General features: G+C 58.4%; 15 protein-coding genes and 1 pseudogene. 1 reads left to right on the forward strand and 15 read right to left on the reverse strand.

Annotated elements, in window-relative coordinates:
- Nucleotides 1-20: 20 nt before the first annotated feature.
- The 8 genes and pseudogenes from secF to ACLI1T_RS06615 form a co-directional block, all read right to left on the reverse strand.
- Nucleotides 21-1,193, reverse strand: a complete 1,173-nt coding sequence (secF, locus tag ACLI1T_RS06580; protein ID WP_349868382.1) for a protein translocase subunit SecF — start codon at nt 1,191-1,193, stop codon at nt 21-23.
- A 2-nt stretch (nt 1,194-1,195) separates the two neighbouring features.
- Nucleotides 1,196-3,079, reverse strand: a complete 1,884-nt coding sequence (gene secD, locus ACLI1T_RS06585; protein ID WP_349868384.1) for a protein translocase subunit SecD — start codon at nt 3,077-3,079, stop codon at nt 1,196-1,198.
- Nucleotides 3,080-3,357: 278 nt separating this feature from the next.
- Nucleotides 3,358-3,732, reverse strand: a complete 375-nt coding sequence (gene yajC, locus ACLI1T_RS06590) for a preprotein translocase subunit YajC (protein WP_349868386.1) — start codon at nt 3,730-3,732, stop codon at nt 3,358-3,360.
- A gap of 89 nt (nt 3,733-3,821) precedes the next feature.
- Nucleotides 3,822-4,901, reverse strand: a complete 1,080-nt coding sequence (ruvB, locus tag ACLI1T_RS06595) for a Holliday junction branch migration DNA helicase RuvB (protein WP_411702241.1) — start codon at nt 4,899-4,901, stop codon at nt 3,822-3,824.
- Nucleotides 4,902-4,937: 36 nt separating this feature from the next.
- Complete coding sequence (gene ruvA / locus ACLI1T_RS06600; RefSeq protein ID WP_411702242.1) at nt 4,938-5,546, reverse strand: Holliday junction branch migration protein RuvA; 609 nt, start codon at nt 5,544-5,546, stop codon at nt 4,938-4,940.
- A gap of 78 nt (nt 5,547-5,624) precedes the next feature.
- Nucleotides 5,625-6,197 carry a crossover junction endodeoxyribonuclease RuvC gene (ruvC, locus tag ACLI1T_RS06605; RefSeq protein ID WP_411702243.1) on the reverse strand — a complete coding sequence of 191 codons (573 nt, stop codon included), beginning with the start codon at nt 6,195-6,197 and terminating at the stop codon, nt 5,625-5,627.
- A 193-nt stretch (nt 6,198-6,390) separates the two neighbouring features.
- Nucleotides 6,391-7,146 (reverse strand): YebC/PmpR family DNA-binding transcriptional regulator, encoded by a 756-nt coding sequence (locus ACLI1T_RS06610; RefSeq protein ID WP_023022595.1) that lies wholly within the window; start codon nt 7,144-7,146, stop codon nt 6,391-6,393.
- 92 nt (nt 7,147-7,238) lie between these two features.
- A pseudogene (locus ACLI1T_RS06615) lies at nt 7,239-8,116 on the reverse strand (acyl-CoA thioesterase).
- A gap of 143 nt (nt 8,117-8,259) precedes the next feature.
- Between ACLI1T_RS06615 and ACLI1T_RS06620 the strand changes: the two are divergent.
- Nucleotides 8,260-9,642, forward strand: a complete 1,383-nt coding sequence (locus ACLI1T_RS06620) for a DUF2029 domain-containing protein (RefSeq protein ID WP_411702244.1) — start codon at nt 8,260-8,262, stop codon at nt 9,640-9,642.
- A gap of 4 nt (nt 9,643-9,646) precedes the next feature.
- On the opposite strand, the gene ACLI1T_RS06625 is transcribed toward ACLI1T_RS06620, so the two are convergent.
- The 7 genes from ACLI1T_RS06625 to ACLI1T_RS06655 form a co-directional block, all read right to left on the reverse strand.
- A complete protein-coding gene (locus ACLI1T_RS06625; protein ID WP_034659215.1) occupies nt 9,647-10,108 on the reverse strand; it encodes a hypothetical protein in 462 nt (153 codons plus the stop codon).
- A complete protein-coding gene (locus tag ACLI1T_RS06630; RefSeq protein WP_023022603.1) occupies nt 10,108-11,211 on the reverse strand; it encodes a glycosyltransferase family 4 protein in 1,104 nt (367 codons plus the stop codon). Before ACLI1T_RS06630 ends, ACLI1T_RS06625 begins: the two co-directional genes overlap by 1 nt.
- Nucleotides 11,211-12,113: a phosphatidylinositol mannoside acyltransferase gene (locus ACLI1T_RS06635; protein WP_411702245.1), complete on the reverse strand. Its 903-nt coding sequence runs from the start codon at nt 12,111-12,113 to the stop codon at nt 11,211-11,213. Before ACLI1T_RS06635 ends, ACLI1T_RS06630 begins: the two co-directional genes overlap by 1 nt.
- An 84-nt stretch (nt 12,114-12,197) precedes the next feature.
- Nucleotides 12,198-12,806, reverse strand: coding sequence for a phosphatidylinositol phosphate synthase (gene pgsA / locus ACLI1T_RS06640; RefSeq protein WP_023022606.1), 609 nt, complete (start codon nt 12,804-12,806; stop codon nt 12,198-12,200).
- Nucleotides 12,799-13,368: an HIT domain-containing protein gene (locus tag ACLI1T_RS06645; RefSeq protein WP_349868393.1), complete on the reverse strand. Its 570-nt coding sequence runs from the start codon at nt 13,366-13,368 to the stop codon at nt 12,799-12,801. Before ACLI1T_RS06645 ends, pgsA begins: the two co-directional genes overlap by 8 nt.
- Nucleotides 13,355-15,418 carry a threonine--tRNA ligase gene (thrS, locus tag ACLI1T_RS06650; protein ID WP_411702246.1) on the reverse strand — a complete coding sequence of 688 codons (2,064 nt, stop codon included), beginning with the start codon at nt 15,416-15,418 and terminating at the stop codon, nt 13,355-13,357. The genes ACLI1T_RS06645 and thrS overlap by 14 nt, the downstream gene beginning before the upstream one ends.
- 77 nt (nt 15,419-15,495) lie before the next feature.
- Nucleotides 15,496-16,722 carry a Dyp-type peroxidase gene (locus ACLI1T_RS06655; RefSeq protein ID WP_411702247.1) on the reverse strand — a complete coding sequence of 409 codons (1,227 nt, stop codon included), beginning with the start codon at nt 16,720-16,722 and terminating at the stop codon, nt 15,496-15,498.
- Between the last annotated feature and the right edge of the window lie 2 nt (nt 16,723-16,724).

The following is a 16,724-nucleotide window of genomic DNA, read 5'->3' on the forward strand; positions in this document are numbered from 1 at the left end:
TATGCCTTGTTTAAGGGCACTTAGCGTCCCGGGCGCCACGTTGCACCGGTATGGCCGGAGGCACTGCTGCCGTGATCAGTTTGTTCTTCTGCCACTTCCTTGTGCGTCTTGGCCCCGACATCGGAAGGCGTGACCACCTTGCGCTTGCCAGAACCCGCCTCCGCTGGTTCACCGTCCTCAGACTTACCCGCGCGGTAATCCAGCACACGCTGCGTGTGCCGCTTGACGCGGTTAGTCCAATTAGCAAACGTCACCACCAACGGGGTGGCCAAGAAAATCGAGGAGAAAATACCCTCGATAACGCCGATCAACTGGATCAGCGCCAAATCGCGCAGCGTACCGATGCCCATAAGCCATACGGCGATGACGAACAACGCGATAATAGGCAGCGCGGAAATGATGGAGGTGGAAATGGAACGCATGACCGTCTGGTTAATCGCCAAGTTGGCGAGTTCCCCATAGGTCTTAGAACGTTGGCCTTCCAGCCCCGCCGTATTCTCATTGACCTTGTCAAAGACGATGACGGAGTCATAGATGGAGAAGGTCAGGACGGTGAGCAAACCGATGATGACGGCGGGAGAAACTTCAAATCCGAAGAGCGCGTAGATACCGGCGATGACGATGCCATCAATAATAAGCGCCAAAATGGCGGCAAACGCCATAATCTTTTGCAAGCGTACCGCCACATAGATAGTCGCTGCAACGAGGAATACGACCATAGCAAGGATCATGCGCTGCGTAATCGAGGAACCCCACGATTCGGACACGGTGGAAGAACCGATGGCGTCCGGGGTGGCCTCCCCGTTTTCATCCTTCGGTTGGAATTCCTCGTAGATAGCAGACCGGGCACTGTCTACTTCTTCTTGGCTCAAGCGCTCAGAGGTGATTTCCAGCGTCTCAGCATCACCGGCACCAACGATGCGCACTTGCTCCGGTTCAACGCCAGTGGAGTCCTCGAAGACGGTCGCTACTTCATCTTCTTTCAAGTCCCCAGCGGGCATGGACAAGGTGGTGCCTCCCTCAAAGTCGAGGGAGAGCGTAAATCCACGAATCAAGATGGCGACGATGGCACCGACGAGGAGCGCGGCGGTGATCCCGTACCACCGTTTGGTGTGGCCAATGAAGTCATAGCCACGCTCGTCTTCATAAAGGCGATCTAAACGCGAAATCTTATTTTTAGTCGATACGGCCATGATTATTTCTCCTCATCTTCCGCAGCTGCTGAGGGCGAAGAACTCTCAGACGAATCGGCGCCAACGGATCCCGAATTTTCAGTGGAGCGCTCCTGCGCCGCAGCAGCGCCAGAACGGGAATCTCCGTAGTAACCGCGCTCACGCCGCTCTTCAATCAGCGCATAGATTCCGCCCAGACCATTCATCGATGGCTTGGCTGCCGCTGGGCGGCGGCCAATGATCTGCATCACCGGCGCCATAACCAAGAAGGAGACGACCAAGTCGAAGATCGTGGTCAGACCCAAGGTAAACGCGAAGCCCTTCACCTCACCGATGGCGAGGAAGTAGACGATGACAGAACCAATCAACGTCACCGCGTTACCGGTCACGATGGTGCTGCGCGAGCGCTCCCAGGCCTTCCGCGTAGCGGACCTAAAGGTTCTACCTTCTAAGAGCTCGTCCTTAATGCGCTCGTAGTAGACCACGAACGAGTCCGCGGTCGCACCGACACCAATGACCAAACCTGCGATACCGGAAAGGTCGAGTGAGTAACCAATCCAACGCCCCAGCAACACAATGGCGCCGTAGGTTAGCAGGCCGGAGCCAAGCAAGAAGATGACGGACACACCGCTTAACGCGCGGAAGTAGTACAGCGAGTAAAGGATGACCAAAATCAAGCCTGCCAAGCCAGCCCACAGGCCAGCTTCTAGCGCAGCCTTACCCAGTGTCGGAGGAATGGACTCCACCGTGCCGCCAGGCTCGCCGTTTTCGCCGGCGAAGGACAGCGGCAATGCGCCGTAGCGCAGGTTATTGGCCAGGTTATTGGCTTCTTCTTGGCTAAAATCACCGTTAATGGAGGTAGCGGAACCGTACGGGGTAGCACCCTGGATGACCGGCGCCGAAATAACACCCGAGTCAAGAGTGATGGCAATCTGATCGTTCAGGTGGTCCCGCGTGAGGTCAGCCCAAGTCTGGGAACCGTTCGGGCCATCGCCAGTCTTAAAGGAGAAGCTGATCTCCATCTGACCAGACTGCGGGTTGAGGCCACCGTTGATCGGGGAATTGGTATCAATCTCATTACCCGTCAAACGGGTACCGTCTTCATCCTTAACGCCATTGAGCAACGGTGCTGGCTCCAACACGTAGGGAGTGCCGCTGTCATAGTCACAGGTAACAAAAGGCTTGGACGGATCATCCGCACCAGCCAGTGGGTCAGAGGAGCCCTGACAAGTAAGGAGCGAAGAGGCCGCTGCTTGCGTTGTCGGATCGTCCGATTGGCGGTCCTTTAACAACATCTCGGTGATTTCATCGCGGCGCTCGGTCTGCTCGATGGAATTAGAAGGCTCGTCCAGAGGCTTCGCGGAAACCTTCGGAGCCTTGACGTCCTTCGGTTCCTTACCCTCAGCCTGCGCTTGTTGTTGGGCGACGGCCTTGGTGACGTCTTCCATTTTCTTGTTGGCCTCGTCCTTCTCTAGGACGCCATATTTGACCCAGCGGTTAGCCATGTCCTCTAGCTCTTTGTCGAGCTTTTCCATATCCGGCGCGGAGGGTTGCGCCACTGGACGGAAGTAAAGCTGTGAGGTCTGCCCCACTGCCTGGGCCTGCGAGGCATCCTCGCCCGGCACGGTGATGACGAGGGTATTGCCGTTAATGACGACCTCGGAACCTGACACACCCATGCCATTGACGCGCTGTTCCAAAATATTGCGCGCCTGCCGTAGCTGGTCCTGGGTGGGGTCTTCACCTTGTGGGGCCAAGGTAACGCGGGTGCCGCCCTGCAGGTCGATGCCTAGCTTTGGGGTGGCTTGGCGGTTTCCGGTGAAAAAGACCAGCGCATAGATAACGACCACGATAAGCCCAAAAAGCGCAAGGGCGCGTTTGGGCCATTGGCGGTTGCTATTTTTCATAGCGCCTCGAGATGATGCGGACAACGATATTCTCCTGTGCACTGCAAACCAGGGTGATTAAACATTAAATACGGCCCGCCCGATTCGGCGCGGGCACGTTAACAACGCACAATCGTACGTCATGGAACAACATTTTCCTTAACGGGGTCCGCGATTCAGCGAAAATGTGTCAGGTTCTACGTTTCTCTTAAGCCAATTGCAGGCTCATGGAACACTAGCCGTGTGCACAAGGTACGCCCGCGCCTGCCTTCGTTGAGAGCACGGGCTATAACGAGGAATTAGCGGTCGGAGGACTGCTCGCCTTCCCCGCCGTTGAATCCACCATCTTTATTGTTCTCACCGTTATCGCGCTGCGGCTCTCCAGCATTGTCCGCACTACCGCGATTAAGTTTCTGGGCTTCGCTTTCGGTGCGAACAACCGCCATCTTGTCAAAGGTAAGGGTAACTCCCGGGGAAACCTCGAGGTCCACACTGGTATCGGTGGTTCCGCGCACCACACCGTGGACACCGCCGGCGGTCACGATGCGGTCCCCATTCTGCAGGGAGTTTTGCAGCGATTGCATATCGTTCTGGCGCTGGCGTTGCTTACGCATCGCCATAAAGGAAGGAATGATGAACAAAATGACAATAATTATGAGAAAGATGATTTCCATAACTTTCCAGTATGCCAGACTGTTTGGTTCACAAAAACCATGGGCTAGTTCCACCTCGCTGACCCCACCAGCGAGGTGTTGATGCTCCCTTAAAACAGCCCAATCGCCCCATCGGGAGGCGTCAGGCCCAAGTGCTGCCAGGCGGCTGCGGTGGCTACCCTGCCCCGCCCGGTGCGCGAAATCATGCCGGCGCGAACCAAGTACGGCTCGCACACCTCCTCCACGGTCGAGGGTTCCTCACCAACAGCGATGGCCAAGGTATTAACACCCACCGGTCCGCCGCCATGGCCATTGATCAAGGCACTGAGGACGGCACGGTCCAGCCGGTCCAGCCCCATTTCATCAACATCGAAGACCTCCAACGCCCCTTGCGCGGCGGAAAGATCGATGCGACCGGTGCCGTTGACCTCCGCATAGTCGCGAACGCGGCGCAGTAAGCGGTTAGCAATGCGCGGGGTGCCGCGCGAACGCGAGCCAATTTCTACGGCGGCATCATCATCGATAGCGACGTCCAAGATATGCGCCGCACGTTTGATCACACGGGTGAGATCCTCGGTGCTGTAGTACTCCATTTGGGCGGTAAAGCCGAAGCGATCCCGCAGCGGTCCCGTCAACATTCCTGCTCGCGTTGTAGCCCCGACCAAGGTAAACGGCGGGATCTCCAAGGGGATCGAGGTAGCACCCGGTCCCTTGCCCACAATCACGTCGATGCGGAAATCTTCCATTGCCATATAGAGCATTTCTTCGGCGGGCCGCGCGATGCGGTGAATCTCATCGATGAACAGCACGTCGCCTTCCATGAGGTTTGACAACATCGCCGCGAGATCTCCCGCCCGTTCCAGCGCCGGGCCTGAGGTCATGCGCAGCGATGTCCCGAGTTCCTGCGAAATGATCATGGCCATCGTGGTCTTACCCAGGCCGGGAGGCCCCGATAACAGGACATGATCCGGGGTGACCCCGCGGTTCTTAGCGCCCGTAAGCACGAGGGAAAGCTGCTCCCTGACCTTTGGCTGCCCAATAAACTCCGTCAGGGATTTTGGGCGCAGGGAGCGCTCGATATCGTGTTCTTCTGCGTGAGCGGTGGGTTCCACATCACTATTGTGCTGGGAATCGTGCGCCTTATCCATTCCCTCCGGGAGGTTGAATTCGGTGCGCTCAATATCGGACATGCTGTAGCCTTTGTGTCTTCTTGACGTCGTGTTCTTTTAGCCCTGCTTACCCAACTGGGCAAGGGCCGCGCGCAGCAAGGTTGACGTATCCGCCGCAGGGGCTTCGGCATATGCCGCCTCCACCACGGGACGGGCCGCCTTCTCAGTAAATCCTAGGCCCAGGAGGGCTTCGGTGACACTATCGACCACAGGGCCACCGCCGCTTGCTGCCTCCGGAGCCGCATCGGCCGCGGGAGTTCCAGTAAAACGCTTGACCTTATCTTTTAGCTCCAGGGTAAGTCGTTGGGCCATCCGCTTGCCGACGCCCGGAATAGACTGCAGCGCCTTAACGTCCTCCCCGCCAATCGCTGCGGCCAGCTCTTCTGCCCCCATGACGGATAATGCGGCTAAGGCGAGTTTGGGCCCCAAGCCAGACACGGATTGCAGCACTTGGAACATCTCTCGGTCATCATCGCTGGTGAAACCGTATAGAGTCAATGCATCTTCCTTGACCACCAAGGTAGTGAGCACAAAAGCGGTTTCTCCGCGGCGCAGGGTTCCCAACGTCTTTGCGGTAGCCAAGAACTTATAGCCCACCCCGCCGCATTCAATAACGCCGTGGTCTAAACCAATGTGGAGGACTTCTCCCCGCAATGCCGCAATCATTTTCTACCGTGCCTTCCTACCTGTGTGCGCGTTCTGCATGACCTTTTAATTAATAAAACTTAGTGTGTGGGCGGTATATCAGGGCTTGATGCTCTTCCCCCGCCCGCGGACACCACTGGTCTTTGCGCCAAGCCCTAAACCAGTACTATCCATCCTGACGATCGCTGGCGCCCGCCAGCAATGGCAGACAGCCAGCGCCAATGCGTCCGCTGCGTCCGCCGGCTTGGGCGGCTCCGTAAGCCCCAAGATACGAGTAATCATCGTCGTCATTTGTTTCTTATCTGCGCGCCCATTGCCAGAAATGGCCTTTTTTACTTCGGACGGTGTGTACATATACACCGGAATATCCCGCTCGGCAGCCGCGAGCACGAGGACTCCTACGACGTGCGCAGTCTGCATGACGGTCGAGACCTGGCCGCGTTCGAAGACGCGCTCTATAGCAACCACGTCGGGCGAATAATCGTCCATCCATTCCTTGGCCGCAACGGACAGCCGCAGGAGCCGCTCGGTCAAATCTTTATCACTCGGGGTCCGCACCACGCCAACGGAGACAGGAAGAATTGCGCGCCCGCGGCCAGCTTGAACTACGGACAGGCCACAGCGAGTTAGCCCAGGGTCGATGCCCATCACGCGCATGCCTTCGATATTCACACCCGCCCACTCCCTGTTCCGCGGCCTCGTCGTTCCTAGTCTTAATTCCCCATTATGTCTTACACACACATGTTCTACAACACGGCGCAACTTTTAGGCTGTCCCAATAAAAACACAACAAAGCTCGGCACCGGAATCTCCGCATGCGCGAAGAGCCGCCACCGAGCTAGTGCCTCCAATATGTGCAGTATTCTTACTCTGCGTTGAGTTCTGCTAGCACCTCATCGGAGAGGTCCATATTGGTATATACGTTCTGGACGTCGTCGGATTCTTCCAAAACATCGATGAGGCGGAAGATCTTCTTGGCGTCATTGGCCTCGAGAGGAACCTCGACGGAGGCACGGAAATCGTTATCGGAGTCATCAACCTCGATGTCTGCTTCCTTGAGGGCCTCCTTGACGGCCTGCACATCCGTGGGTGCGCAGATGATCTCAAATTTCTCGCCTTGGTCTTTGACCTCTTCAGCGCCAGCATCGAGGACTGCCATCAAGACATCGTCCTCACTCAGCTCGCCCTTTTCCACCAAGACATAACCGGTGCGGGAGAACATATAAGCAACCGAGCCGGATTCGCCCAGGTTACCGCCATTCTTGCTCATCGCGGTGCGGACATCGGTAGCCGCGCGGTTGCGGTTATCGGTCAAGCATTCAATCAGCATTGCGACACCGTTGGGGCCATAACCCTCGTACATGATGGTCTCCCAGTCGGCACCACCGGCTTCTTCACCAGAGCCGCGCTTGCGGGCGCGTTCGATGTTGTCATTGGGGACGGAGGCCTTTTTGGCCTTCTTAATCATGTCATCGAGCGTTGGGTTGGCCGCAGGATCACCACCGCCGGTTCGCGCCGCCACTTCAATGTTCTTAATGAGCTTGGCAAATTCCTTGCCGCGCTTGGCGTCATTGGCAGCCTTCTTGTGCTTGGTAGTTGCCCATTTTGAGTGGCCTGACATTAAGTCCCTTTCTAATTGGGTTCTAAATCTGTTGACAATTATACGTGCCCTGCACGAACTGGGAAAAGCGCCCCCATGATACGGGCGCGTCGCTAGACGTTGTGCCAATTGCCGTGCGCAGAACCGCTACCTAAGTTTTCATCAAGGAACCGAGTCAAGCCTTCTTGGTTGACCAATGCGACGAGTTCGCCCTGCTCATTGAATAATTTGCCGCGCGCGATGGCCGTTCCTTGCGCCGCTGTGGGCGATACCTGCTCATAGAGCAACCATTCATCCACGCGAAATGGGCGAAGAAACCACACCGCATGATCGAGGCTTGCCAATTGGACCTTCTCCCCCTGATGCGGAATGAGCGCCGCTCGGATAAGGGTCATATCGGACATATATGTCAGGGCGGCGTGGTGGAAAGCGGGGTCACTCCCAAGCTCGTCGGTATTACGGAACCAAATATGGCGATATCCGGCACCTGTCACCTCCGCGGCGGCATCATCGCGGCCTTCATCGGGCACCAAACGAATATCCCAATCGGTCCACTCCTTCAAGATAATCCGGGTGGAATAGGGCGCCCCGCCGCCACGGCGAGCAGCTTCATCGGGGCTTAATACCTGCGGTGCCACATCCTGATGTTCGGGCCCTGCATCACCATCGCGGTGGAAACTAGCCAGCATGATAAAGACGAGGCGACCATCTTGGACGACTCGAACCTGCCGGCTGGCAAAGGAACGGCCATCGCGCAGCCGTTCTACCTGCAACTCCAGCGGCTTTTCGTATCACCTGGGCCAACGAAATAACCGTGGAGGGAATGCACCTGCTTATCCTCCACTGTCCTTTGCGCCGCGGCAAGGGCCTGCGCGGCAACTTGCCCGCCGAAGGTGCGCTCAATCTGCGAAGGGATCGCCGGGCCAGAAAAGACATCCGCATCTTGGGTGCCTTCTAACGCCAAAACCTCAGAAATGGTGCCCACAGTCATCCTTTCTTGTGCGCCTACTATGCGCTAGATCACGTAACTCTCCGTCTGCCTTGCCACCCTACTCCTCGGGGCAGCCCAGCCCCGTTGGAGCGCAACCCGATTCGAACTACTCAACGACCAAATTTTTCCCTAGAATCTTTTGGGTGAAAAGATTCGCGACAGTTCCTGCGGTATGGGTGGGCTGGGTTCTCGCCCGCTTGGTTTTGGTCTATTTTTTGAAGCTCGACCACAGCGCACGCGGCGATGTTGCCTATTATTTCGCCGGCCTTTTTGGCACTGATCCCACGCAGATGACCGAATACCCCCACGCGGGCACGTGGCCCACCATCATCTTAAGTTGGTTCACCGGTGGAGACCGCGGCGTGTTCTACATTGGCTTTACCATCATGACGCTGCTTGTCGATGCCACCTTCCTCGCCCTCCTGCTGCGCCACCACGAACGCAATAAGCGCGTTTTTCTCGCCGGTTGGTTCTGGGTCTTTTTTGGCACGGCTGCAGGCCACGTCTTTGTGTGGCGCCTCGATATTTTTCCTGCCGTCGTCGTCGCTGGGGCCGCAGCGCTCCTTATTTCTCATCCCAAGACCGGCGCCGCCCTATTAGGCTTCGCCACCACCATGAAGCTCTGGCCAGGCGTCCTCGCAGCTGGACTGGTCGGGCGCTTTAATAGCACCAATTCCTGGCTGCGCTTGGCGTCCTTTTTCGGCTCGGTTGCCGCCCTTTCAGCATTGACAGTTGTCACCTCCGGCATGGACCGTCTGCTTTCCCCACTGAACTATCAGGGGGTACGCGGACTCCAACTTGAATCCATTCCGGCGACAAACCTGCTGTTACAGGCACACCTGAACCCAGGTAAGTGGCATTTGGGATATGCCCCGTCCAAGAGCGTTGAAATTTCAGGTCCGGGCGTCGATACCGCCATCATGTGGAGCTCCATCGCGACGGCCGGGATGCTGGTATTCGCCTTGAGCTGGGCGCTGTACCGTTTCTTCGCCGGAGGGTGGACCGCGCGAACCACCGTCGCCTTCTTCACCCTTATGGTGCTGCTCCTCATAGCAACCAATAAAGTATTTTCTCCCCAGTACATCATTTGGCTCGGACCGCTATTCGCTGTGGTAGTACGCCAAAAGCTCCCCGCCGGGTTTATACCCATCAAGATCTGTCAGGGCCTCCTCGCTGTATGTGCAGTTGCAGCCGCCGCGCTTGGCACCTACGTCTACCCGTTCCACTATGACTTCGTGTGGAAGTACGTGGGCGAAAACCTGACTCCGGTCTACGTACTCGTCGCCCGCAACGTGCTCATCCTCGTAGCGGTGCTCTTTGCACTTATATGGTTCATCCTTGAGGTAAGCCTGTCCCGCCGCATAGAAAAGGCCATCGTGGCAGCAGGCGGCTCGGAAACGAGCGCGGAAGCCGGCGCAGAGAACGCGTCCTCGCCGAATACGGGGCGAATTAACGTGCCTGGCTCCGACGCCCCTACCGAGTCTGAAGCGAGCACCGATGCCACTACGCAGACACCCCGCAGCTAAATTCTTAATCCGCCAGCATGTAGTCGAAGTACTCCGGTAATTTAGCGGTTCCGCCGAGGTGGAAGAAGCGCACTGCGGGCCGCAGGCGCAGCGCGCGCGTATCGCTAACTGCCTCGTTATAGAAGCGATGCGCCAATTGGATGCGGCCTTCCGCATCCGCCAAGGCGGCCGGGCGCTGGCCTACCGGAAAATCGCGCACAATGGCGGCCGAAAGCTCGCGCTCTACCATGGTGCGGGCTTGAAAATGCCCTTGCGAAAGCTCGGTGGATTCGGCCCTTTGCGCCAAGGCCGCAAGTTCCGGGGAAACTGCCGCCGTTACCGCCGCGCGCCGGTCCAACGCCGCCTGCAGTTGCGCCAGCGCAGCATCGGTGCGGATGTGCAGGAAATTTAGCCGCTGCGCTGTGAAAATGGCCCACGATCCCACAAGAATGAGAATAAGCAGCGCGATGGTTATTTCTATCGCCATCATCGCTTCACCCTCACCTTCGTGCCATCTTGCACCGTTTCATAAACCTGCATGACCGCCGCGGCAACATGGTCCCAGTCATACATCTGGGCGCGCTGCACGCCATTGCGCACCAATCGCCGCCGGTAGTCGCCATCATCCAAAACTTGGTTGAGCACACGTGCCAAATCGGTGGCATTGCCAGTGCGGAATAGCGCTCCCGCAGGCTCTTCCGATTCCGCGTTGCAGACCGCCCGAAAGGCCTCCAGATCCGAAGCCACGACGGCGGCACCGGCGGCCATGGCTTCTACCAACACGATGCCAAAGCTTTCCCCGCCCGTATTGGGCGCCACGTAGACATCGGCCCGGCCCAAGATTTGTGCCTTTTCTGCGTCGCTGACGCGCCCGACAAAATCCACGCCCTCGACCTCGCGGGCACGGCCGCCACCCATAATGGTGACGCGAATATTCGTGTTGACCTGACGCAAAGCGGCCAACAGAATATCCAGGCCCTTCCGCGGCTCGTCGAGGCGGCCGAGAAAAACGACCTCGAGTGGGGCATCGGCAAGCGCGGGCTGGCTTTTCTTGCGCGCTAAAGCGTAGACGGAGGTATCGACGCCATTGGGAATCAGGACAGGATCGCCGCCCAATTGCTCCACCTGCCAGCGCCGCGCCATATCCGATACCGCGATGCCGCCGCGAATCTTTTCCAAAAAGGGCACGAGGAGCGGCTTTGCCAGGGTCAGGATGAGGGAATTGGCCGCCGAGGCGTGGTACGTCGCCACCATGGGGCCGTGCGCCACGGCCAAGGCAGTCATGGAAAAACTCGGGGAATTGGGCTCGTGGATATGCAGGACATCAAAATCACCGTCCTGAATGAAGCGCTTGACCTTGCGGGTTACCTTTGGCCCCACCGACAAGCGCGCAACGGAGCCGTTATACGCAATCGGGAAGGCCGGGCCGCCCTTGACCACGAAATCCGGTAGCGGTGTGGTCTCTGCGGCAGGACCAAGAACCTGGACAAAGTGACCTTGTTCTATAAAAACGGTGGCCAGGTCGAGGATGTGGGCCTGCACGCCACCAGGTTCATCAAAAGAATACGGGCAAATAATACCGATGCGCATTAACTGGAACGTTCCTTTCGCGCTTGCCGGCGCCGCTCCACGTCCTCGTTCCATTGCGGCTGCAGCATGTGCCAGTCTTCGGGGTGGTGCTGGATATTAGCCGCAAACCCATCCGCCATCCGCTGGGTGGTCTCCTTAATATCGGTAACCTGAACTTCTGGAGACACCGACAACCCCCAGCCATCGCCTTCAAACCACGAGTGCACCACGTGGAGTGCCGCGCCGGTCTCAATGGCTAGCTGTGCGGGACCTGCCGCCATATTGGCTTCCTCGCCCATGAAATCTACCGTGATACCGCGGCGGGTAATATCGCGTTCCGCCAATAAGCAGACCACCCCGCCCTCCTGCAGGGCTTCCTTCAGGCGCGCAAAGGGCGTGGCCGCCCCACCGGTAAGCGGCAGGACCTCAAACCCCAGTTCCTCGCGGTAATCCACGAAGGCATCAAATAACACCTCCGGCTTTAACCGCTCCGCCACGGTGGTAAATTGCCCGTAATGTCCCACCAAGAAGACCCCAGCCATATCCCAGTTGCCGGAGTGCGGCAGCGCCAGGATGACGCCCCGTCCAGACTGCGCGGAGGCGTCGAAGTGCTCGAGCCCCTTCAGGCCGCTCATGAGGCGCTCGTGCAGCTGGGGATCCGCGTGAATCGCGGGCAGGCGAAACGCCTCCATCCAATAGCGCATATATGAACGCATGGAATCGCGTACCAATTCGCGCGTGACATTTTCTGCCCCCACAACGCGGGTAAGGTTTCCCCGCAGGCCGTCCATGCCCCGCCCGTGGTCGCTCGCGAAATCCGCTCCCCACCGGAAGATGGTGCGCGCTACCGGCTCGGGCAAGCGGCGAACTACCTTCCAGCCCGCCAAATAACCAGCCGCTGCTACATCTTGTTTATCCCACATGGTGCCGGGTCCTCCAGAAAAGTCAGTGCGCAAACCACGAACTAGCCGGAATGATAGCCCCCGCTGCGCCCACGGTCGCTAATTTTATATCCCAGCATCCTGGCGCGCTGCAATGGCAATGCGCTGATACACGGTAAAGATTGAGCCGACCGCCAAGATCCACAGCGATACCGCTGCGGCGTAATCTACACCCAAGCCCTCAAGGCCGATGCCGCCCAACGCGAGAATGAGGCGCTCAGGGCGCTCAATAAGGCCACCGACCATGGTGAAACCGGAGGCCTCTCCCCTAGCCTTGATATAGGAAATGACCTGGGAGCACACCAAGGTAATGAGGCAGGCCGCCACTGTCCATTTGGACGCGTCTGCGGTATAAACCAGCCACCACGCGATGGCGCAGAACAACGCGCCATCGGTAATGCGGTCACAGCTCGCGTCCAGTGTGGCACCAAAGGCGCTCGATTTGCCGGTCAGTCGGGCCATGGTGCCATCGAGCATGTCAAAGGCGGCAAAGAGGCCGGATAGTACGGCGGCGATAAAGAGGTGGCCGGTAGGAATGAGGATCACCGAAATAGCGATGGTCACAATCGTGCCTACAACCGTGACCACGTTGGGTGTTAGCCCCAACTTTAAAAAGGTCTTGGCTATAGGTTCCACCACCACGGCGGCGGGCTTTCGCCCATGCACGCTAAGCACGCGAGTCCTCCTCTTCCATGTCACGCCACCCCTCTGCCAAGACACGACGGGTGTCTTGCAGTAGTTGCGGTAATACCTTAGTCCCATCGAGGACAGTCATAAAGTTACTATCCCCGGGCCACCTTGGCACCACATGCAAATGCAGGTGGTCTCCCACCGAGCCGCCGGACGCGCGCCCCAAGTTAAAGCCCACATTAATGGCCTCTGGCTGTGATACACGCTTGAGTACCCGCACCGCATTTTGGGCAAAGGCCATAAGCTCGTGGGATTCTTCCTCGGTGAGGTTTTCCAGCTCGGATTCCTTGCGGTACGGCACCACCATGAGGTGGCCGGCGTTATAGGGAAACAAGTTGAGCAGCGCATATACCGTTTCACCCCGCGCGATGATGAGCCCGTCCTCATCGCTGCCCTTCGGGGCTTCCACGAAGGGATCCTCGGACCGCTGCGCGATATAGGCCATCCGGTACGGTGCCCACAGTCGCTCCAACCGGTCCGGCTCACCGGCACCGGTATCGACGAATGTTTCCTCGCTTTGCCCCTTCTGCGGATTAGCGCCGGGCACGAATGAGCTCTTCTGTCGGCTGCTCGTTGGTGCGCTCTGCTACCCACGTGGAGATGAGCTCAACGGCTTCATCGACCGGCACGCCGTTGACCTGCGTGCCATCCAGGAAACGGAAGGAGACCGCACCGGCTTCCACGTCGCGGGCGCCGGCGACCAGCATGAAGGGCACTTTGCCCGTCGTGTGATTGCGGATCTTCTTCTGCATGCGGTCATCGGAGGTATCTACATCCGCGCGAATGCCCTTGCGGCGCAGCTTTGCGGCGACGCCCTCCAGATGCGGCACGAAGTCATCCGCGACTGGGATGCCCATGACCTGGTGCGGTGCCAACCACGCTGGGAATGCGCCCGCGTAGTGCTCAAGAAGCACACCGAAGAAGCGCTCGATGGAGCCGAAGAGGGCACGGTGGATCATGATCGGGCGCTTCTTCGTGCCATCGGATGCGGTGTATTCCAGCTCAAAGCGCTCGGGCAGGTTGAAGTCCAGCTGCACCGTGGACATCTGCCAGGTACGTCCAATGGCATCGCGGGCCTGAACGGAGATCTTCGGCCCATAGAACGCCGCACCCTCAGGGTCAGGAACGAGCTCAAGACCGGACTTTTCTGCCACGGACTGCAAGATCGTGGTCGAGCGCTCCCAAATCTCATCGGAGCCGACAAATTTATTGGGGTCCTTGGTGGAAAGCTCCAAGTAGAAATCGGAGAGGCCGTAATCCTCAAGCAGCGAAATGATGAAGTCCAGAACCTGGGTGAGCTCTTCTTCCAGCTGCTCCTCGGTGCAGTAAATGTGAGCATCGTCCTGGGTAAAGCCGCGCGCACGGGTCAGGCCATGCACCACGCCGGACTTTTCGTAGCGGTAGACCGTACCGAATTCAAAAAGGCGCAGCGGAAGCTCACGGTAGGAACGGCCGCGGGATGCAAAGATCAGGTTGTGCATCGGGCAGTTCATCGGCTTGGCGTAGTAGTCCTGCGGCTCCTTGACCGTATTTCCCTCGGCGTCATACTCGCCATCGAGCTGCATCGGCGGGAACATGCCATCGGAGTAGAAATCAAGGTGGCCGGATTTACGGAAGAGGTCACCCTTGGTGATGTGCGGGGTATTGACAAAGGAGTAGCCCGCCTGCACGTGGCGGTTGCGGGAGTGGTTTTCCATCTCCATGCGTACGGTCGCGCCATTGGGGTGGAATACGGGGAAACCGGAACCAATCTCATCCGGGAAGGAGAAGAGATCTAATTCTTGGCCCAGGCGGCGGTGATCGCGCTTTTCTGCCTCTTCCACCATGGTCTGGTAGGCGGCCAATGCGTCCTTGGACTCGAAGGCGGTGCCGTAGATGCGCTGCAGGCCAGCGTTGGCTTGGTCGCCGCGCCAGTAGGCGGCGGACGAACGGGTCAGGGCAAAGGCTGGGATGTATTTCGTGGTGGGAACGTGCGGGCCGCGGCACAGGTCAAACCATTCCACCTCATTGGTGCGCGGGTTCACGTTGTCATAGTGCGTCAGATCGCCGGCACCCACCTCGGCGGCCTCATCGGAATCCGGGTCCACATTGCCCTTGTCCTGGATAAGTTCCAGCTTGAAGGGCTCATCCTGCAAGGCCTGCTCTGCCTCAGCCGTGGACGCGTAGGTGTGGCGCTCGAAGCGCTGGCCACCCTTGATGATCTTCTTCATCCGCTTTTCCAAGGCCTTGAGATCCTCCGGGGTGAAGGGCTCAGCGGTCTGGAAATCGAAGTAGAAGCCGTTTTCAATGGATGGGCCAATTCCCAGCTTGGTGCCGGGGAATTCAGCTTGCACGGCCTGGGCCATGACGTGGGCGCAGGAGTGGCGAATGACGGCGCGGCCATCTTCCTCACAGGCGGCTACCGGGACAAACGTCGATTCCTCATCCGGGGTGTGCGAGAGGTCAAAAAGTGTACCGTCCACGCCGCGGACTACCACGACTGCCTCTGGGCCCTTATTGGGCAGGTTCAGCTCGCGGAGGACCGCGCCAACCGCTTGTCCGGCCGGCACGGTGAAAGATTCGTAATTTACCAGTGCTGCGGGAATAAGTTCCGCCATAGTCGCGCTCCTTTTTGCGCTCACGCAGATACGGCATACCTGGCCGCATCCACTAGTTAAATTTACGGATCGTCATTCTACAGGCCAGCATGCGTGCAAAGCGATTCCGCCCACCACGTTTCTTTGCCATCGCTGCCTTTAGTTCCCGGCGGGCAGAAATACATCGCCGAACCGATGTGGGTGAGCCACTCATTCAGCAGGTCCGCCTCATCAAGCCGCGCCTGGATGGGTTCGAATTGCTTGGTGGGATCCTGCTGGTAGCAGATGAAGATTTGGCCAATATTGGATAGTTGGCCATCCTTGCCATCCGGCGGCAATTCGTAGTTATAGGGCCGGCGCAAGATCTTTTGCTCCGGGTGGTCCTTCGGCGCAGTCGCGCGCGCCATGTGGGAGTTCTTATCGATGACCGGCAGGCCATACTCATCCGTGGCCTTAAAGTCCGCCTCATCGAATTCCTTATCACCCGTAAGCGGTGCCCCGTTTTCCAGCTTGCGCCCCACCGCATTTTCGCGGGAGGAGCGGTCCAGCTTTTCCCAGGTATCGAGGTTCATGCGGATGCGGCGCACCACCATGGCCGCGCCACCCTGCTGCCACTTTGGACCATTTTCGATCCAGACCTGGTCCGCGAATTGTTCATCGCCGCGCGGGTTCACGGTGCCATCTTTTTGTCCAAACATATTGCGCGCGGTCTCGCCCTTTTCGTGGCTGCCGTAGGCATTGATAAAGCCCTGCTGCAGCCAGTTAACTTCGGCATAGTGCTCGCCTGAGCGCACCATGTGCCGGAACGCATAAGTATTCATCAGCGGGTCATCGCTGCAAATTTGCAGGACGATGTCGGTCTGGCCCCACTTGCCTTCTAATTGGTCGCGGGAATAGGCGCGGACATCGCCAAGCCACTCCGGCTTATCCACACCCAGCAGCGAGAAAATGCGCTCGCCCAGCCCACACGTAATAGTGAGGTTCGCAGGCTGGCGCACCATTTCCGGCTCCAAAGTCCCCAACGGGGGCTGGCCCGTGCACAGCGCACGCGCATCCTCGGTCCACAGCTTCATCAGGCGGGCAAAGCCCTGCTTGCCGATGTCCCCTTTGAGATCAAAGCCCACCAAGTTCAGGTGCGCTTGCTCCGGCGTGTCAATGCCGGCCTGGTGTGGGCCGTCAAAAGCCACGGTGGCATCGGCAAGCGGAGTGCTCTCCTCCGCTTCAGCGTGTGGTGTTGATCTATCCGCGTTGCACCCCACCAGCGCAAAGGCGCTGGTAGACACTGCAGCGCCGGTGAGAAATCCCCTTCTGCTGAATCCCGTCATGA

It is taken from the genome of Corynebacterium tuingiense (genome assembly GCF_046718165.1).
GTDB lineage: Bacteria > Actinomycetota > Actinomycetes > Mycobacteriales > Mycobacteriaceae > Corynebacterium.